Consider the following 18,452-nt stretch of genomic DNA (forward strand, 5'->3'; position numbering starts at 1 on the left):
ACAGCCGCGTCGAGCCCGACCTCGACCGTGACGACCGAGGCTCCCACTTCCACCGCTTCCGCGTCGACGGCATCCACGGCTTCCACGTCGACGGAGACAGCCGCGTCGAGCCCGGCCTCGACCGTGACGACCGAGGCTCCCACTTCCACCCCTTCCGCGTCGACGGCGTCCACGCAGCCGGCGCAGGGTCTTACCCACACCACCACACCGATCCAATCGGAGTACGATGGCCAGGTGATTGAAAATCTTGACATCTACGTCACCAACGGGGACGCGGTCACGATTACGCACGACAATGTCATCCTGCGCAATTGTCGTATTCATCACGTCGAAGGCGACGGGGTGATGGTATCGGGCGCAAACGGCGTCACGATCGAGAACACCGAGGTCATCAACGCCGACCCGCCGGCGGGAATCGACCCCGAGACGAGCCCGAACGTCAACAACATCAATGCAGAAAACGCCTCGAACCTGACCGTTCATAACACCACGGTGCGGGAAGGCTCGACTGGCATCTATCTCCTGAACTCGCCCGGCGCGGATCTTTCGCACGTCGATGGCTACGACTTCCATGGCCCCATGCCGCGCGGTCAGTTCGTCCAGTTCAACAACTCGGGCAATAGTTCGCTGACCGACTTCTATGCCGTCAACGACGCCGCCAACTCGCATCCTGAGGACATCGTCTCGGTCTATGCCAGCCCGAATACGACGATCTCTAACGGGGTGATCGACGGTAACAACTCCGTGACCGGCGTCGGCGTCATGTTCGAGAACGGATCGACCGGCGGCAGGGTGCAGAACGTTGACGCCATCCATCAGGGCAATGGCGCGTTCTCGTCCTACGCGAGCGATGTGACCTTCGATGACACGAGGTCGTTCGACGGTATCAATGAGGATCAAGGCCGCGGGCTTTCCTCGTCGAATGGACTGATCTGGAATGTCAGCTCCGGCGGGGTCAGCGTCCTGAACTCGAGCTACACCAACCCTGGCAATCCCAACAACATCATTTGGGACAAGTCAAAGGCGGTCGTAGCAGACGTGCACGAGGATGCCGCCGCCACCCCAATGGCACACGTCGATAACCAGTTCGCCTGGGACTACGCAGTCTAAACGGGCGGCGCAACCGGCTGCAGCAGTCGGTTGCGCCCCACTTCAGCACGGTGAGATGGGGCAGGGCTCGCGCTCGGACCAACTCGGCGGGTGGTTCCGTCGGGGGATTTTTGCATGAGACCTCGCCCTGCCCTGCCGCCTTCCTCCCTCGTGAACAGAGACCTGAAGATGGCCAGGGTTAGAGCGCCCGCGACCGCTTCACTGGATTCGGATAATAGATGACAAATTCCTCCTTGCACGTGCCCTCGCCGCTGGCGGTGGCCTTGCGCGAGATCCGTCCGGGCCTCTGCGCGGCCGGCGGGCTCTCGCTCTTCATCAATCTTCTCATGTTCGTGTCTCCGCTCTACACGATGCAAATTTTTGATCGCGTCCTAACGAGCCGTAATGCCGTCACGCTCGTCATTATTTCGGTGATCGTGGGCGTGTTGCTGATGACCTATGGGGCCCTCGAACATTATCGGGCTCGTATCCTCCAGCAGGCTGGCGTGCGGTTCGACCGGCTCTTGTCCGGTCCCGCCTTCGAGGCGGCGCTTTCCTCGGCGCTGCGTGCCCGCGGATCGAATCATGCACAGACCCTGCGCGATCTCGACCTCATGCGCGACATTCTTTCGGGCGGCGTCATCATGGCGCTGATGGACGCGCCCTGGGCTCCGATCTACATCGTGATCTGCTTCCTACTTCACCCATTGATCGGCCTTGTGGCCCTCGTCGGCGCGGTGGCGATAGTGACGATCGCACTCGTAAATGAGCGAGCGACGAAGGGCTTGCTCTTGCGAGCCTCGCTCACGAACACTCGCGCGATCGACAGGCTGGGCTCCTCGCTGCGCAATGCAGAGGCAATTCGGGGGCTCGGGATGGGGCCCGCTATCCGGTCATGGTGCACCGGAATCCGCGAGGAAGCGCTAGGTTACTCCGTCAGCGCGGGCGAGCGCGGCGGCACCCTTCTTGCGTTGTCCAAGTTTCTGCGCATGGCCATTCAAACAGCCATGATGGGCGTCGGTGCGTACCTGGCTATTAACCAGGAAATCTCCGGGGGCGTCCTGTTTGCGGCGTCGCTTATCATGGGTCGGGCGCTTGCCCCGATTGAGATCATGGTGGCGCAATGGAAAAGTATCGTGTCCGCGCGCAGCGCCCATGCGCGCCTGGAACGCATATTCGAGGAGAACCCGCCCATTGCCGGACGCGTGCGTCTGCCTGACGTCAGGGGTACGGTTTCCGTCGAGAACCTTTTCGTCCTCGCCCCCGGTACGAACACGCCGGTCGTCATGGGCGCGACGTTCACGCTGAAGGCGGGAGAGGTCGTCGCCCTCGTCGGGTCATCGGGCTCGGGCAAATCCTCGCTCGCGCGTGCGCTTGTGGGTGCGTGGCCGCCGGCGCAAGGATGCGTGCGACTCGATGGCAACGATTTGCGCCATTACGATCCGGACCAACTCGGCACCGCGCTCGGCTACCTGCCCCAGGATATCGAGCTGTTCTCCGGTTGCGTGCGCGACAACATTGCGCGCTTCCGAGCGGACGCGGCCGATGCGCAGGTGACCGAGGCGGCAACACACGCCTCTGCGCACGAGATGATCCAGCGCCTCCCCAACGGGTATATGACCGACATCGGGGAGGATGGAGTCGGACTGTCGGGTGGGCAGCGGCAGCGGGTCGGTCTCGCGCGCGCCCTGTTTGGCAAGCCGAGCTTCGTCGTGCTCGATGAGCCTGATGCCAATTTGGACAGCGATGGCAATCGCGCACTGATCCGGGCCATCGAAGGGTTGCGGAGAGACGGAAAGACCGTTGTGATCGTGACCCACAGGCCGAACCTCCTGTCGGCGGTGGATCGAATGATCATCATGCAGGAAGGACGAATAGCGCAGATGGGCAGTCGTGACCAGTTGCTGCCGTCGCTCGTCGGCCCGAACGTAGCGCCGGCACCGCGGCGGCCCGTCTGGGATGGAGGGCGCGCCGGACCGCCGGCGTCAGATCCAGCGCACTCTCTCCTCCGCCGGACACGGGTCGATGCATAACGAGTCGAGACCAATGATGATGATGATGCCTGACACCTCGAAAAGGACTGCAGTCATAGCACGCGTTCGCGGGCTCCCGACGCGGACGGCCCGCTCGACCCCTGCCTCCGCTTGTACAAGCGCTGTGGGGCCGACACTTTCCGCGCTCTTGCGTGCAGGACGGGTGACTCGAGCTAGCTTCCCGCAGATTTTCGCGCCGTTAGATTTTGCCGGCCCAGACCACAAGCCGGCGCACGCAAACCTCTCCGGCGACTGGCGCAAGCCCGCGCGGATGGGCTTTGGCATCGTCGTGCTGACCTTCGGCATCCTCGGCGGGTGGGCCTCTCTGGCCAGCCTCGACAGCGCGGTGGTCGCTTCGGGTACAGTTGTGGTCGAAACCGACCGCAAGGCGGTTCAGCACCTTGCGGGCGGTATCGTGCGTGACATTCTCGTCTCGCCCAACGCACATGTGACCGAGGGTCAGGTGCTCGTGCGCCTTGATCTCACCGAGGCGCAGGCGCAGGGCGAAATCGCGAGGTCCGCCGTCTTCTCGCTGCTTGCCGAGCAGGCACGGCTGCAGGCGGAACTGGACGGAGCCGAAATGGTCACTTTCCCGCGCGAACTCACGCTAGGGAGCGCCCCCCTGGCCCAGCGCGCGATGGAAGACCAGTTGCGACTGTTCAACAAGCGCCGCTTGGCCCGTACGAACGAAGTTCCCATTTTGCAGGAGCGCATCGCCCAGTCCGAACGGAAGATCGAGGCCGTGCAATCCCAAAGCGAGGCTGTCCGTTTGCAGATCGAGAGTATCACAGAAGAGCACGACATGCTGGCGCCCTTAGCCCATAAAGGCATCATTCTGGGCACGCGGCTGACCGCGCTCAAACGGCAGCGGGCCGATCTCCAAGGTCAGCTTGGTGCCTTCCTTGCCGGAATAGCGGGCGAGCGCCACACTATCGGCGAGGCGCGACTCCAGATCGAGCAAGTCGGGCGCGAGGCCATCGAAGAGGTCTCGGCACAGTTTGCCGAGACCAGTGCCAAGCTCGCCGACGCCGGCGAAAAGCTGCACGTTGCAGATGACGTGCTCAACCGCACCGAAATACGCGCACCGCGGTCCGGGCGCGTTGTCGGCTTTAAGGTACACACGATAGGAGCCGTGGTTCGCCCCGGCGAAACCTTGATGGAGATCGTCCCTGATGACGACACTCTGATCGTCTCGGCGAAGATGTCGCCGGTCGACATCAACAATGTTGCCGAGGGCCTTCCTGCCGAGATCCGACTGCCTTCGTTCAAGGCTCGCTCGACGCCGGTCGCGATCGGCGAGGTGCAGACCGTTGCCGCGGACGCGCTCCATGACGAAGTGACGCGTGAGCCCTACTACGAGTTGAAAGTTTCCGTGCAGGTCTCTCAGTTCCCCGAACAGGTCCGCGAGAAACTTAGGCCCGGCATGCCGGCGGAGGTGATCGTTGCTACCGGCGAGCGGACCGTGCTGTCCTACTTGACGCAACCTCTGACGGACGCGTTCCGTCTCGGCATGCGCGAAAACTGAGCCTTTGCCGGGCTGCTGGCATGCCTGCGGTCGACCCCTTCCTTAGACGGGGTCAGGGTAGACCGCAGAGACGTGGCAATATGGGGGATCGATGACCGCTGGGGCAAAGATCGGGCGAAGCGCGCTTCCGTTTCCACGGCCGCCTCCAACCGACTTAGGCGTTCCGGACTACGCGTCATCTATGATCGGCCAGAACGACCTCTAAGGCTTGCGGCCAGGAGGACCAGAGTGGAAGCGTTTCTTGCTGCCCCATCCATGTCCGGGACGTGCGCCATGCGATGCGGCAATAGCTTGCGAGTTCAAGCTCGTGCCAAGCAACAGAGCAATGGATGGAGGTGTTACAACAGCAAAACGCCCGGCATTCTTTAGAAATTCACGACGTGCCTGTTCTTCCGGGACAAGTTTATCTGTCTTTCCTTTGGAATATTTCCCGCTCTTCATCAAACGTACTCCAAGCTGAGAATAACAACTCTAACCAAAGGCTGAGAATAACACCTCTAACCACACAATCTATCATATGCGACTCGTGAAGACAAAGCGCCATCAAGATACAATTCAGGAAATTAAGTATTACTACACTTTTGACCCGAGATCGCCGTCAAGGAGGATGCTAGTGGCGCGGCGTCCAAAGTCGAGCGGACTCCGTTGGCCCAAGCCATCGCCATGTAGGAGTCGCCACATACCCCACAGCGAATTGCCGACCAGGCGCAATGGAACGCCGAGGACGGGATGGTACAAGGGGAAGACACGCCGCCAGTGTTGAAAGCGAACCAATGGGCGCCGCACATATTGCGCCGGTGCTCTGACGCCAAAGAAGTGACTCAATGCCAGGAGTTGAGTATCGAACGCGTTCCGCGCGCTCTGGTCGGGCAAGGATGTTCGGAGCACCGCCCAATCCAGCTTATGCTGTTCCGCCAGCCGTGCCAGATCATAAAGGTGGCGAAAGTCGGTCCTTCCGCGCCAGTAGTCCGCCTCCTTGATGAGATCATGCATGATCCAGTGGAGGGCCCGCGACTGTGGGGCGGGGATTTTCGCCCTAAGGCCGTGACGGCGGGCAAGCCTCGGGGACTCGCGGTCAATCTCCCGGTACGGCCGGAGTTCCAGGAGACCGACGTCTTGCGGGCGCGCCATGCCACCTGCGACCGTCACTTCGGCATAGCCAAGCTTGGCAAGGCAAGCCCGGGCAGCCCCTTCTTTGGCCGTTTCCACAGCCAAGTCGAGATCGCTCATGATCCTGTCGGGAACCCTGCCGCTCGACGAAAGGAACAAGGGAACGGCCCCTTTGAGCAGGACCGGAACGACGCCCCCCTGATTGAGGGCAGCAACGGCTTCATTCAGCTGCCTGCGCAAGCGCAAATTGCGTTCCCGGTTGCAGCGGTAAATGAACTGAAGATACTGGCCCACGTCTTCGGGGAGCCGGTCAAGCTGGCCCGTGTGCGCAAGAGTGGCGAACAAGACGGGCGTAAGCAGAGTGTGGTTGGCGAGTGCAATTACCGCCTGCCAGTCGGCCGTTACCACCAGGCGGCCGCTAAGTCCCGCGATCAGGGCCTCGAGCGCATCCCTGGTGGGCTTCATCGGCACGCCGCCTTCAGCAGTTCCAACGCGTCATCCAATTTGGCATAGGTCAGGCAAAAGCCCTGTGCCGATCGGATGACTTGGCAAAGAACGTCGAACGCGGTGCTGCTTAGCTGTTTATTCCGCGCAAAGGCGCCGTTCAGCAAGCCACCCAGGATGTCGGTCGGGTCAATCACCCGCAGGGAAGGTTTGGCATCCTGCGTCCGACAGAGCAAGACCACCCAGCCCACGGGCCGGGGAACGGGAGGGACATGATCCTTAGGCACAAGAAAGCGCACGCGCCTGCGATCGGGGCGCCGGTAAACCGGAGACCTGCCGAGTTCGGGGAAATATTGTCCGAGAATGGACCATGATCCCGATTTGACTGCAGGCGCAAAAGCAAGGCCGATACCCTGTCCGGCCGAGTCGAGAAGTGTCACATCGTCTGCCGCGAAGCCAAACCCCGCGTGGACCAGCGCCAAGGTCAGCGTCGTCTTGCCCGAGCCGGGGTTACCACAAAGGAGGAGCGTGCGGCCGTTCTTGAAAAGCGCCGCCGCATGGAGGGCGAGTTCATATTCACTGTGCCCAAGCACTTCGGCCAGCAGTTGCCCTTTGACCATAATGGGTATCTCGTCTCGACCACAGGAATCAGTCCAGTGGCCATCCCGGAACAGGTGGATCCGCTCCCTACGCTCAACCAGATGGAATAGAACGTCGACGGCCCTGTTTCGAACTTCGAGATGGTGAAATACGGTCGCGGCCGGAAAGGCGACGGCCGCCGGATACAGTATGCGCACACACACGCCTGGAACAGCAACGACCTGGCAGATATATTGATGAGCTGCGGTTGGGCACGGCGGTGGAGCAGGCTGGATTAGGCCGAGCCGTTCCCAGTCTTGAAGGGCAGCCTCGACATAGCCATTGGCCTCTTGCCTATCAACGCCACGGGCTGCCATCTCGCCCAAGATAGCCTCGACCGGCACGCCTTCTTCAAGCGAGCGCCAGATATCAGCCGCAGTGTCATTGAGCGCAAAAACTACCCCCTGCGTTGAACTGAGCAGGATATTTTGCCCTTTGATGCATGCAAGCCGCCCTTGGGGAACTAACCTCGCCGTAGCATACTCGACAAGGGGAGGCCCCGCAGTTCGGTCAGTGGTTCGGGTTTGTTGCGGACTCACAGAAGCCGTCATCCTCGTTTGTCTGGGCGTGGAGATCGTTCGATTCGAGTGGAACTCACGACCAGAGAGACACGATCTTCGTCAATCGCTCGAGTTATAGCATTCCTCTCCGCTCCCATAGCGGTACCTTGCCAAACGCCGTTGCCGTGCGGCCACTTTTGCTTGAAGTCGCAGGTTATGCATTGAGCGGTCGCTGTGTTTCGCACTGATCATCGCTTGCATTCAGATGTTCTGTAACAGCTGTTCTGTAACAGCGCCTTTGGTAGTAGAGCCGCACATCTCATGGTGTCGAGCCTCACCCAAAGTGGTATTCAACTGATAGCGTCGAAGAAGAGGTTCGCTCTTTCCGAGTGAGGTGTCGCTTGGCAGTTAATTGATGGGGTCGTCTGCCAGCCGCCACTCCTTGCAAATCAATCACTTGCCACACAAAATCGCCTCCAGCGGCCTCGGACCGGCAAAGTTGGGCTAGAAGGCGTTTCGCCCCGTCCAGATGCGGGGGATGGTCAGAAGCAGGATCTTTACGTCGAGCCAGACCGACCAGTTGTTGACGTACCACATATCGTGTTCGACACGCTTGATCATCATGTATACATGCGGCGTCGCGCCGCGGCAGCCATTTATTTGTGCCCAGCCGGTGATCCCCGGCTTCACCTTGTGCCGAGCCGGATAGAGAGAAATGATCTGGCTGTATTCGCTGTCATGCGCCAGCGCGTGCGGCCGCGGGCCTATCAACGACATGTCGCCCTTCAGCACGTTCCACAGCTGCGGAATCTCGTCGATACTGAACCTTCTCAATATGCGCCCAACGCGGGTGACGCGGGGATCGCCCCTGCAGGCTTGAGGGACAACAGGCCCGTCCTCCAGGATCGTCATCGTTCGGAACTTATAGATCTTGAACGTGCGGCCATTGAACCCGGCCCGACGCTGACAGAAGAGCACCGGCCTCCCGGATTCGAGCGCAATCAGCCCCGCTACAACGGCCAGAGGGGGCAGAAGAAATGGAAGGGCGGCAGTGGTCAGCACAAGGTCGAAGAGCCGCTTCGTAAGCAGCTGAGGCGTCGTTAGGGGCGCGCGTTGCAGTTCTATCGCCCTCGTCCCCCCCAGGTTGACGACAGGCCGCGTCAAGAGCGCGCTAACGACGTGGTCCGGAAGGAGCCTTACGGGTACCGGAACCACGCAAAGGTGAGCCGTGATTTTCTCAATCAGGGAAATGTCAGCCCAACTGACAGCAAGGACTATCTCGTCGACAGAACGCCGACGCACATGTTCAATGAGCTTATCCATACACTCAAGGAGCGAGCCCTCGCTGGATGCCGCCGGCAATGTAATCGTTTGGCAGACGTCGCATCCGGAAGCCTCGATTGCCTGGACTACGCCACTTGGCACGCGCACGTCCGATTGCGTTACGATCACTACTTGCGGTTTGGCAAGCATGTCCGACCTGGTCAAGGAGGCAAACAGTCGTCCGGCGCCCAAGCGCACGAAGATGATGCCGCCAAGTCCCGTCACGAAGAACAGCATAACGGCTTGGCGCGAAAACATGTCTCCCACCTTGAGTGTAAGCGCCACAACCGACAGGCAAAGAAAGACCGCCGTCCAGATCAGCACGACCTCCTTGATCTGTGAGGCCAGCGACCGCGGCTCGGAACTCAGATATAGGCCGCGCGCATATGCGGAAGTCGAAAAAAGGGCGGCTACAACAACACCGAGCCCGAAGTTCCGGCCGTACTCGCCGAAATGTCCGAAACTCACAAGATCATATACCTTTCCCGAGACGATGCTGAGCAGCACGACGGACATTGCCTCGAGAAGCGGAAACGACTGCAGAAGAACATTGCCCTTGAGGGGCACGTTCCACCGCGGTGCGTTTGACGTGGCGCCCGCACGGGGGTCTTCATGAAGAAGTGCCATGACGTTCACCTGCGTTCAAAGCCGCATCCATCCACCAATGTCGTGACGACCGCCCTCTCCTCGGCTGAAAACCGCCGAAAATGCCCAGCGTGACTACATCCGCCGCCTGCGGTCATTGCCCCTTCACGCGAAGTTCGATTGCCGTGGCTGCGGCAGCACTCGGTTCTTGGAGTTGAGAGAATGGCAGCGACACTGTGCGAATCCAATTCGGCATAAGCTCTAACCCCAAAGGGCAGAGCCGGCGGACACACGACCTTTTCCTTGCCCGCTTCCGGCGCCTGTTAGCTCTTCGGAGTACCTCGAAATGAAATGCTCTCGCGCGCAGCACTGGAGCGGCGGACGCTCCGACGGAAGCAACCGGCTCGGAACTGCCGCTGTTCCTCTTTGTTTGAGCACCGTTTGAGCACCGAACCCGAAACCGGTTCCCACTTTTGGGCCTGATCGTCTAGGCGAGCGCCATCGCATCGGCGGCGATCTGTCGCAGCAGGGACTTGCGAATGTGGAGTCGCGGGAACGGCTCCATTCCGATCGTGACAAGGATGTGCTCCCAACGGTAAACCCAATCGTGCATCTCTAGGCAACGGACCGCGTTTGTTCGGCGCAACAATTCTGTGCGGCGGGGGTTTGCGTCGAGTTCGCCAATTACGTCTGCGACACTGCTCGAGTCTGGTGATACCTCGATCACCGCGTCTTGCCAGTCAAAGTGCTCGCCGAATTCGGCGCATTGCGGCGCGGTCCCAAGCATGACGGCGCCGCCCGCGGCCCCTTCGAAGAAACGGGCAGGCAGCACCTGCTCGCCGGCAACCGTGACGGACTTGGAGTTTGCAAGTGCCGCTGGACTGAAAGCCATGAAGTAGCGCGTGCGCCTGATGATATTGGCGAGCAGCAACCGATGCTCATGCCAGTCCCTGACCCGGGAATCTGTGCTTGCGAGCGTGTCGTAGAGATAGAAGAAGTCCCGCTCTTCGGCCAGCTTCAGAAGCTGCCGGTGTATCTTCGCGGCTCGGTTGCCGATCGAGTATACGTCGATCACGCGTTTGACCGGCGACAGATACGGCGTTGCAATGAGGCCGTCGACAGCCGTGGCAAGAAAGGAACAGGGCGTGCGGGTGTATTGAGGCAGGCGCGGTATGCACGCGCTGTGCAACAGGAACACGTGGTCGAACTGGTCTAGGAGCTTCAGATATTGGCGGTCCTCTTCGAGCGTGCTCGACCAGAGTTCGAACAGATACGCGACAGCAACCTTGCAGCGGCCGCGCCAGTCGTGGATCCGAGACAATTCAACAAGACTTTGCGGGCTCCAAGCGACGAAGAAGAAAAGGTCATAGTCTTGGGTGAGCCGAACATGCTCCATGGTTGGTGCGTTCCTCAAGCCTAGCCCTTTGCGAATCGCGCTCGTCAGTCTGTTGAAGTCACGCTGGACGTTGTGAGGGTCGTGCTTTGGCAAGATGGCGTGAAAGTGTCTCGTCAGGTAGTTGTCGATGCCGGGGGCGATCAGATCGGCATCCTCGCATTCGGCAACGATGCGGCAAAACTCATACGCCAACGCAAAGTGAGCCCGGTCCTTCGCATTGAATTCAGAGGCAACCAGTGTACGTCTCTTCAAGGAATTCTCCCGGCAGTTGTCGTTCGACTTTCAACTATTCGGCCGCCGCAGGTTGGCCCGGCGCATGGTGCTCCAGTGCCGGGAGGGGTTGCCGACCCAGGATCATGTCTGCTGCCTTTTCCGCGATCATAAAGACAGCGGCCGAAGTGTTGGCCGAGGGAACGGAGGGCATGATGGAAGCATCAACGACCCGCAGGCCCTTGAGGCCGTGGACCCGCAACTGGTGGTCCACGGCAGATTCAACACTGTCGGATGGGCCCATCCGGCACGATCCGCACAAATGGTAGGCGGTCAGCCCGATTTCGCGGGCAAACTGCAGCCGGTCGGCGTCGTCGGTTATTTTCGGGCCGGGAAGCTCTTCCGTGCAGTTGTAGCGCCTGAGCTCGGGGGCCCGAAACAGCTGCTGGACAGTCTTCATGCCGTTGATAACGACCTGTCGGTCCTGATCATCGGCGAGATAGTTGGGCTGGATGAGCGGAGCTTGAAACGGATCTGCCGAGACCGCCCGAACATGTCCGATGCTCTTCGGCCGCAACTGATAGTAGCCAAGCTTGATGACCGGAAACCGCCGCGCGCCGTGATCGGTATAATTGCCCAGGGCAAGGTCAAGCTGGATATCGGGGGTGGAGTGAAGATCCCGCGAGTTGGCGAACCCGTAGACGAGCGACGGGCTCACGGCGAGAAAGTTCGGGCGGCCCAACATCCATTTCGCTGCCTCGCGCAGGAGGGCGACGCCGTGTCCGCTGACCGTTTCGATGCCCTCCACCCGGGCGATCAGGTGGACCATGTAATGGTCCTGAACATTTGCACCGACACCGGGCAATTCGTGCACGACCGGAATTCCAAGGCCGGAGAGCATACTCGCAGCACCGACGCCTGACAGCTGCAGCAGCTTTGGTGAGTTCGCCGCGCCAGCGGAGAGGATCACCTCCCGACGGGCCTTCACACAGCTCGTGGGATGACCCGGCCCTCCTCGTGCATATCGAACGCCGATGGCACGCATTCCCTCGAACAGGACGGCAGTGGCCTGCGCGTTCGTGCGGACGTCCAAGTTCTTCTTTCTGGCGATCGGCCGTAGGAAAGCCCGCGCTGCGCTCACGCGCCATCCGTTGTCGATATAGCGCTGATAGTAGCCAACGCCGGCCTGGCTTGCTGCATTGTAGTCGGGATTACGCGGGATACCGGCATTGAGCGCGGCCTCGATGAATGCATCACATAGTGGATGTCGCCAATCGCAGTCTGTAACTGGAAGCAGTCCGTCCGTCCCGCGGTAGAAGGGATCGCATGCCCCAAGCCTCCGCTCGGTTCTCTTGAAATAGGGCAGCACGTCGGCGTAGCCCCAGCCTCGATTGCCCTGGAGGGCCCACTCGTCGTAGTCCGCAGCCGCGCCGCGGTTGTAGTTCATGCCGTTGATTGCGGTCGAACCGCCTAGTGTCTTGCCCTGCGACATCGGAATAGAACGGTTGGCCGTCCCCGGACTAGGCTCCGTTTCGAACTGCCAGGCATATTTCGGATTCGAGGATGTCTTGTAGAGTCCCGCCGGAATGTGCAGAAGGATGCTGCTGTCGGCCGGCCCCGCCTCGAGCAGGCAGACCGTATTGGTCCCGTCAGCCGCCAGACGATTGGCCAAGACGCAGCCTCCCGCCCCGGCTCCGACGATCACATAGTCAAAGACGTCCGCTTCAACCGACATCGCCTCGCGCTCCCCTTATTGCCAGCTTCAGAGAATGGCAGGGAATCCGGCAGATGGCACTTTGCCCATCGGAATTAAGCCTTATGAAGGGCTTTCGCGGCGGGCGGAATGGAGAGATGGTGTGCGGAGTGCTGTGCAGGCATAAGCCTGCCGCCGATGTGCATTCTTGGGGAACCTGCGCCGCTGGCGCACAGGGGAAATGGGAATGCCTGACGACAACTTAGCCGAAGAAGCCGCCTTGCCGAGAGGTTGGGTTTATCTGCATCTCGTTGGCCACCTCGACGTCTCCGCACAAGCCGAGTCGACGTTTAGCACCCGAACTGGGCGGGCTGATAGATTCCATGTCGCGCGGCCGGCAGTCTCTTGAATTCCCGCGCCTTAACCGGCGCCGTCTCCTTGCCGGGCTGCTGGCGCTGCCTGCCTCGGGTGTCGTCGGTGCAGCGGTGCATCCGGCCCAGGGGGGATCGGGCGGTAAATGGTTCGGGGGTGCCGTCTCCTTTCTGCGTCCAAGCGGACCCGTGCTCACACGTGCGGATGGGCAGATCATTGAAAATCTTGACATTTATGCCCCCCATGACAACGGGATCACGGCACTCCATCGGGGCGTCATCGTCCGCAGCTGCCGCATTCGTCATGCCATGGGCAGCGGGATATACGCCTGGGGAGCCGCCGGAATACGCTTGCAGGATCTCGAGATCGATCATGTCGGCGTTCCCCCCTCGGGGACCGGACCAAGCCAGAACCGCAACAACATAGAGCTGGAAAGCTGCCCCGATGCGATCATCATCCGTGTCAAGGCGTCCCGCGGCTCCTCCAATATCTATGTCGTCGACTGTCCGGGCACCCAGATGAGCTTCCTCGAACTCCACGACGCGCGCGGGCCGTTCCCCCGTGGACAGAATGTGCAGTTCAACCGCTCTCCGGATACGAGCCTGGAAGAATTCTCGGCCGAGAACGGTCCGACCTCCTGGACCGAGGACAATATTTCCGCCTTTCACTCGGATCGCTGTACAATTCGACGTGGACTCGTCTTCTACAACAACAGCCCCACGGGCGCTGGCGTCATGTTGGAGGGAAGCTTCAATTGCCGGGTCGATGACGTCGATGCCGTTCAACAGGGCAACGGCGCCTTCTCGGCCGTTCCGCAGGGTAAGGTCGGCAGTGGCGGTTGCTCGTTCAATCGCTGCCGGAGCCGGGACACCTACAATGGGCCACGGGACGGCAGGGACGCCCCGACATCCAACGGCCTGTCGTTCCATACCCGGATATCAGAAGGCGCTGAAAAGCACAGTGTTAGGGACTGCTGCGTCTACGCGCTCGCCAATCCCCGCAACATCATCTGGCAAAGGGCGGCCGTGCATGCCGGTTGGTCCATCGAGCGCAAGGTATTTGATCCCAGACCGCCATTGCGGCTTGCCTTCAACTGGCAGTGAGCAGAGAGTGCGCTGGTGCGTCGAATCCGACGAGGCCCTACCGACGACGACGCCAAAAGAGAAGCAGGTCTGACAGCATTGACCGCGACGGGGACATCCCAAGCGTCCAGAGAGGCGCTGATGCAAGAACCATGCGTCCCGTCGTCGTGCTCGTATCGATAGGTGTGTCGACGATGCGAAGACCGACATCCTTGGTGCCAAGCCTTTCGATGAGCGCCAGCACTTCGCGGGTTGTGCGCGCAACACGGTACGGCTTCGTGACCGCAATCACGTCTCCTTTCCTGGCACATGCGATCGCCCTCTCCAGCTCCGGCGTCGAACCGAATATGCTAGTCTTCTCGCAGAAGAAGTTCTCGGCTCCCAAGCGGGCAAGATAAAGCTTTTGCGCCTCCAGCCTGGCAGCGGGTTCGAAGGTGTTGATACGACAGTAGCCGATGATCATCGCCTTGCCCAACCGTAAGAAGCCTTCAGGGAATGGGATGCAAGGGGCCCGACAAGCCGCTGACGATCTGCGAGCCGCGGTTCGTCAGTCCCTTTGTCTTCCTCCCCCTTTACGGAGATTCCGATGTTGGACCGCAATCCGGAGGGGTTCGCGAGCTCCAGATATTGCTTTGCGACACTGTGAGCATCGAACTGTCTAACCCTCTCGCGGGCACCCGCCGACAAACGCGACCAAAGGTCATCATCGTCCAGCACCGCCTTTAGCGTTGCGGCCATCGCCTCGGGCTGTGGTTCGACCACTGCCCCATTCACGCCATCCGCGAGCAGATCCCGGCTGAGCCTTGAAGTCCCGACGATGGGTGTGCCGCTGGCGATCGCCTCCATCACCGTTGCTGAGGCGACAGGAACCGTATAGCGCGTGGGGAAAGCGGCGACGCGAACGCGGCTGTGTAGCTCGCGAACGCGTGCTCCCTCTGCCATGCCGAGAAGGACTACGTGCCGCCTTATCGGTTCAGGAAGAGCATCGACCGCCTCCCGCACCGGTCTTGTGATGTCACCCGTCACGTAGAGCCGTACGGAAGGGTCGTTGAGGGCGCCGAATGCCCGGATCGTCGCCTCCGGCACCTTGTAGGGCGAGGTGCCGGCATGGAGGATTGCCCGCTCGCGCTCTGCCAGCCCACGAGACGCATATGACTGGCGATCGATGCATTTGGGAATTTTCAGGATTTGGTCCCTTGGCAGCCCAAGATCTCGCACCAGTTCCTCCTGAAGCTCGGTCGTGGAGGCGACGACGTAGTGGCAGCGCCGCATGCTCGCGCGTCGAATGGCTCGCCATGCTGCCGCAAGCGCCCCTTTCCGCCTCTCGAGATCGTGAACGATCTGGACGATCGTGCCGCGCAGCGGTAGCGGCACCGTCTCGCTGTGGATGACAAGGTCCGGCCGGAACCGATTGATGATACCGATCGCCCGCAGCCATGCCGCGACTGAGGCCGGTCCGGTCAAAGGCGTGCGGCTCAATCCGATTATCGGCAACTCGAGGCGAGGCGAAAGAAGTCGCTGAAATTTTGCGGGGCTTTCGAAGGTGCCGACCACGATCTGCACCTGGTGCCCCAGTTCGAGCAACGCCTGGGCAAGTGCCACAATGAAGATGCTCACACCATCAGGTGAATCCAAAGGTTCGCGCCGGGTCAAGACAATGCGCATTCGATCAAACCGTCACAATAGGTGCCTGCGGGCGGCCGCAGCCTCCCGTGGCACCGTGTTTCAGCAATGGAAGCAAAAGAGGACCTCTCCGAAGTATGCGAGGCGGCAGGATCGATCCTCGGGGCAATCGATAAACGAAAAATGGGGAGTACCCCGGCCCGCACTGCGCTCGTTGACGCGTGAAGCTTGGTCTGCCCTATGGGCAGCCCTGGTCGGTTCCTGCCGGCGCATGTTCCGGCCCACCTCACGACACCGCCGCGAAGGCCCGCATCGGGCGCCTGACCAGGGGTTCATAGATGGCCATCAGCCGATTGAAGTTTGCTTCGGGCGTGTACTGCTCCTGATAGGCGGCATAGGCCCGGCCTGCCACTTCCTCCAAGGCAGATCGGTTTGAAAGCGCCCAGCGCACCTGATCGGCCAACGCGCCGGCATTGCCGACAGGAACGACAAGGCCGGTGACGTCTGGCTCCACAACTCCTTTGATCCACGGCAGCTCCGAGCAGATGACCGGCAGCCGGCTTGCGAAGGCCTCGATGACGGTCATGGGAAACAATTCATACCCTTTCGACGGAAAGAGCAGGAATGCTGCAGCCTGCATCTCCTTCAGCACCGTCTCGCGCGACTGACGCCCGAGATATTCCACGCGCTCGCCCGCAGATTGCTCGACGAGCGGAGCCAACGGCCCGTCGCCGATGATCCGCAGCGGATAATCGATCTCCTTCCACGCCTCGAGCAGCGTGGCCACTCCCTTGTGGTGCTCATCCAGTCGTCCGACGAACAGCCCTCCATTGCGACGAAGGTCACCGAAGATCGGCGGCCTCGCAACCGCGTTCGGCTTGACGACGATGCGTTCGGCCGGCAGGCCGCCTTCCACAAGCTTGCGCCTGGCCCAGTCGGTAAGGGCAATGAAGCGGTCGACCTTGCGGGACCAAGTGCCGGCTCTCTTGTGAAACTCGACCATTGCGGCAAGGGCGAGCGTGCCCGCCAGGGAATTCCTGTAGACCTTCTTCGGAACAGTCCACCAGCAGGCGTGGCGGAGACTTCGCTCCCGAAGCCTCTCATCGGGATAAAGCAAGGCGCTGGGACAGAGAATCCTGAAATTGTGCAAGGTCATTACTGATGGCACGCCGGCCTCGCGGCACGCATCCAGGATGGAGGGGCTCAGGAGAGGAAAGAAATTGTGGATATGGACGACATCCGGTGAAAATTCCGCCAATTTTCGGGACAGGGCCCGCCGTGAATGAGGGTTGTAGACAACCCCCAGGGCGGTAGAAATCTTCCGCGCGACCGGCACGATATCGTCATTCGTGGCGGAGAACAGCTCGACGTCGACCCCATTCTGCTTGAGGCACGCGAGCTCCTCCCGAACCACGCTGTCCTCTCCGGCCCTTATCTGGTAGAAATTATGAACCATTAAGACGCGCATCGCAGTCCGCCCCGTCCGAATCTCAATTCGGCATCCCGGACGCCCGTGGCGACGCGACGGCTCCGGAAAAGTCGACCTTTGGCAAAACGACCTCCACAACGTCGCCGGGCGCAAGCCCGAGATCTTCGCTGCCGGGGAGCGTCTCGGCGCCCTGCTCTCGCTTTCTATGGACTGTTACCTCGGGCCGACCCGCGGCTGTCAGCAAGGTGGATTGCGCTTGACCTGTAAGCGCCAGCTTCTGCGCGGTACCCTCAAGACGCGCCGAGATCTGGGCCAGATTCATATAGGCCTCCTGTAGCTCTCCCAAGGCCGCGATTTGTCGTTCACTGTCGATCTTGTTCATCTGTCTGACATATTCGCCGCGCTGGCGCTCGATGTTCGATGCCTGGACGATCGTATCGAGCAGTTGGGTTGATGACATAAGCACCGCTCGACGGGCTTCAGATAGGCGCGTGGTCGGCGCCAGGCCCTTCTGAAACAGCGTCCTGACGCTCTGGTAATCGTCGGCGTCGGCCTGGCTTCCCTCTTCGTCCTTCTTCTTCTTTTCAGACAGGAGCCCCAGTTGCAGGTTAGTCTCCTCGACAGCACGTCGCAGAAGCTCCTTGTCCTTTTCACTGTCTGACAGACGAGCTTCGATATGCGCTGTTGCCGTTTGCTTCAATCGTTCGGCGAGCGCCTCAGGCACCGGCACGTTCTCGACATGTTCGACTTCTTCGCCGAGTTCGGTGCGAAGGCGCCAAATGCGAGCCTGTTCCGTTGCGAATTGCGCCCATAGGGCTTTGTACTCGGAACGGAAATCGGCCGCTTCCATGAGCGGATTGGCGATGCGAACCTGGGCAGCGCTGTAGCCACCCGCAACCGCCACAGCCTGTCGGACGGTCATACCCGGCCGGAAGATGTACTCTCCCGGCCTGGCCACATCACCATAAACATAGATGGGCCGGTATTCGGCAAGCGAAACGAAGACCTGGTCGATCTGGATCAGGTGCGTTATTTCACGCCCGTCCGCGGTCCCCTGCCGATACTGCTTGCTGGCGAGACTGCCAGCGATTATTTCCTGCGCTTGTTGAATGGAAAGGCCGCTGACTTGAACCGCTCCAACCAGCGTCAAGTTCACCTCGCCGTCCACTCCGATCAGCAATCGCTGCCTGAAATCCGGAATACCAGGGACCGATACTTCCAGCGTATCTCCGGGCTGTAGCGTGTAGTCGGCAAGTGCCGCTGTCGGAATCAGAGCGATGGCGCCAGCGAATGAAGCGAGGCGGGTCGAAGCCATGGTCATCGACAGCGCCGACAACAAGGATCTCAACAGCTTCATGGGTTCCCCCAACGGGTTGCCCCCGTATCTCTACGGGCGACT

Annotated in this window: 15 protein-coding genes; 4 read left to right on the forward strand and 11 right to left on the reverse strand. The window is 60.7% G+C overall.

Annotated elements, in window-relative coordinates:
- On the reverse strand, positions 1-254 hold a 254-nt coding region (locus tag CIT26_RS36340), incomplete at its 3' end, for a hypothetical protein (protein ID WP_167391232.1).
- On the opposite strand from CIT26_RS36340, the gene CIT26_RS01240 reads away from it, so the two are divergent.
- The 3 genes from CIT26_RS01240 to CIT26_RS01250 all read left to right on the forward strand — a co-directional run bounded on the left by CIT26_RS01240 (position 235) and on the right by CIT26_RS01250 (position 4,647).
- Positions 235-1,110 (forward strand): right-handed parallel beta-helix repeat-containing protein, encoded by an 876-nt coding sequence (locus CIT26_RS01240; RefSeq protein WP_167391233.1) that lies wholly within the window; start codon positions 235-237, stop codon positions 1,108-1,110. The genes CIT26_RS36340 and CIT26_RS01240 overlap by 20 nt on opposite strands.
- Positions 1,111-1,328: 218 nt before the next feature.
- The gene (locus tag CIT26_RS01245) at positions 1,329-3,122 is read left to right on the forward strand and encodes a type I secretion system permease/ATPase (RefSeq protein WP_095490880.1); all 1,794 of its coding nucleotides are present in this window, start codon (positions 1,329-1,331) and stop codon (positions 3,120-3,122) included.
- Positions 3,123-3,393: 271 nt separating this feature from the next.
- The gene (locus CIT26_RS01250) at positions 3,394-4,647 is read left to right on the forward strand and encodes an HlyD family type I secretion periplasmic adaptor subunit (RefSeq protein ID WP_095490881.1); all 1,254 of its coding nucleotides are present in this window, start codon (positions 3,394-3,396) and stop codon (positions 4,645-4,647) included.
- A 201-nt stretch (positions 4,648-4,848) separates the two neighbouring features.
- Here CIT26_RS01250 and CIT26_RS01255 read toward each other — a convergent pair whose 3' ends face one another.
- The 6 genes from CIT26_RS01255 to CIT26_RS01280 form a co-directional block, all read right to left on the reverse strand.
- Positions 4,849-5,088, reverse strand: coding sequence for a hypothetical protein (locus tag CIT26_RS01255; RefSeq protein WP_143747745.1), 240 nt, complete (start codon positions 5,086-5,088; stop codon positions 4,849-4,851).
- Positions 5,089-5,220: 132 nt separating this feature from the next.
- Positions 5,221-6,222, reverse strand: a complete 1,002-nt coding sequence (locus tag CIT26_RS01260) for a nucleotidyltransferase family protein (RefSeq protein ID WP_095490882.1) — start codon at positions 6,220-6,222, stop codon at positions 5,221-5,223.
- Positions 6,219-7,391 (reverse strand): PqqD family peptide modification chaperone, encoded by a 1,173-nt coding sequence (locus tag CIT26_RS01265; RefSeq protein ID WP_095490883.1) that lies wholly within the window; start codon positions 7,389-7,391, stop codon positions 6,219-6,221. The genes CIT26_RS01260 and CIT26_RS01265 overlap by 4 nt, the downstream gene beginning before the upstream one ends.
- Positions 7,392-7,844: 453 nt before the next feature.
- Entirely contained in the window at positions 7,845-9,290 is a 1,446-nt protein-coding gene (locus CIT26_RS01270; RefSeq protein WP_095490884.1) for an exopolysaccharide biosynthesis polyprenyl glycosylphosphotransferase, read from the reverse strand.
- A 445-nt stretch (positions 9,291-9,735) separates the two neighbouring features.
- A complete protein-coding gene (locus tag CIT26_RS01275; protein WP_095490885.1) occupies positions 9,736-10,896 on the reverse strand; it encodes a glycosyltransferase in 1,161 nt (386 codons plus the stop codon).
- Positions 10,897-10,930: 34 nt separating this feature from the next.
- Entirely contained in the window at positions 10,931-12,589 is a 1,659-nt protein-coding gene (locus CIT26_RS01280) for a GMC family oxidoreductase (protein WP_095490886.1), read from the reverse strand.
- Positions 12,590-12,930: 341 nt separating this feature from the next.
- On the opposite strand from CIT26_RS01280, the gene CIT26_RS01290 reads away from it, so the two are divergent.
- Positions 12,931-14,022, forward strand: a complete 1,092-nt coding sequence (locus CIT26_RS01290; RefSeq protein ID WP_143747746.1) for a right-handed parallel beta-helix repeat-containing protein — start codon at positions 12,931-12,933, stop codon at positions 14,020-14,022.
- 37 nt (positions 14,023-14,059) lie between these two features.
- Here CIT26_RS01290 and CIT26_RS01295 read toward each other — a convergent pair whose 3' ends face one another.
- From CIT26_RS01295 to CIT26_RS01310, 4 genes are all read right to left on the reverse strand, one after another.
- The gene (locus CIT26_RS01295; RefSeq protein WP_095490889.1) at positions 14,060-14,464 is read right to left on the reverse strand and encodes a recombinase family protein; all 405 of its coding nucleotides are present in this window, start codon (positions 14,462-14,464) and stop codon (positions 14,060-14,062) included.
- Positions 14,461-15,618 (reverse strand): glycosyltransferase family 4 protein, encoded by a 1,158-nt coding sequence (locus tag CIT26_RS01300; protein ID WP_167391234.1) that lies wholly within the window; start codon positions 15,616-15,618, stop codon positions 14,461-14,463. Before CIT26_RS01300 ends, CIT26_RS01295 begins: the two co-directional genes overlap by 4 nt.
- Before the next feature lie 292 nt (positions 15,619-15,910).
- Entirely contained in the window at positions 15,911-17,092 is a 1,182-nt protein-coding gene (locus CIT26_RS01305; protein ID WP_095490891.1) for a glycosyltransferase family 4 protein, read from the reverse strand.
- A 22-nt stretch (positions 17,093-17,114) separates the two neighbouring features.
- On the reverse strand, positions 17,115-18,410 hold the full coding sequence (locus tag CIT26_RS01310; protein ID WP_095490892.1) for a polysaccharide biosynthesis/export family protein: 1,296 nt from the start codon (positions 18,408-18,410) through the stop codon (positions 17,115-17,117).
- Positions 18,411-18,452 lie beyond the last annotated feature (42 nt).

It is taken from the genome of Mesorhizobium temperatum, from assembly GCF_002284575.1.
Lineage (GTDB): Bacteria > Pseudomonadota > Alphaproteobacteria > Rhizobiales > Rhizobiaceae > Mesorhizobium > Mesorhizobium temperatum.

What these genes read in the sequence shown, in the direction of transcription:
- CIT26_RS01245 (WP_095490880.1), top strand. Translation starts at nt 1,329, where the DNA reads ATGACAAATTCCTCCTTGCACGTGCCCTCGCCGCTGGCGGTGGCCTTG.
- CIT26_RS01250 (WP_095490881.1), top strand. Translation starts at nt 3,394, where the DNA reads ATGGGCTTTGGCATCGTCGTGCTGACCTTCGGCATCCTCGGCGGGTGG.
- CIT26_RS01255 (WP_143747745.1), bottom strand. Translation starts at nt 5,088, where the DNA reads ATGAAGAGCGGGAAATATTCCAAAGGAAAGACAGATAAACTTGTCCCG.
- CIT26_RS01260 (WP_095490882.1), bottom strand. Translation starts at nt 6,222, where the DNA reads ATGAAGCCCACCAGGGATGCGCTCGAGGCCCTGATCGCGGGACTTAGC.
- CIT26_RS01265 (WP_095490883.1), bottom strand. Translation starts at nt 7,391, where the DNA reads ATGACGGCTTCTGTGAGTCCGCAACAAACCCGAACCACTGACCGAACT.
- CIT26_RS01270 (WP_095490884.1), bottom strand. Translation starts at nt 9,290, where the DNA reads ATGGCACTTCTTCATGAAGACCCCCGTGCGGGCGCCACGTCAAACGCA.
- CIT26_RS01280 (WP_095490886.1), bottom strand. Translation starts at nt 12,589, where the DNA reads ATGTCGGTTGAAGCGGACGTCTTTGACTATGTGATCGTCGGAGCCGGG.
- CIT26_RS01290 (WP_143747746.1), top strand. Translation starts at nt 12,931, where the DNA reads ATGTCGCGCGGCCGGCAGTCTCTTGAATTCCCGCGCCTTAACCGGCGC.
- CIT26_RS01295 (WP_095490889.1), bottom strand. Translation starts at nt 14,464, where the DNA reads ATGATCATCGGCTACTGTCGTATCAACACCTTCGAACCCGCTGCCAGG.
- CIT26_RS01305 (WP_095490891.1), bottom strand. Translation starts at nt 17,092, where the DNA reads ATGCGCGTCTTAATGGTTCATAATTTCTACCAGATAAGGGCCGGAGAG.
- CIT26_RS01310 (WP_095490892.1), bottom strand. Translation starts at nt 18,410, where the DNA reads ATGAAGCTGTTGAGATCCTTGTTGTCGGCGCTGTCGATGACCATGGCT.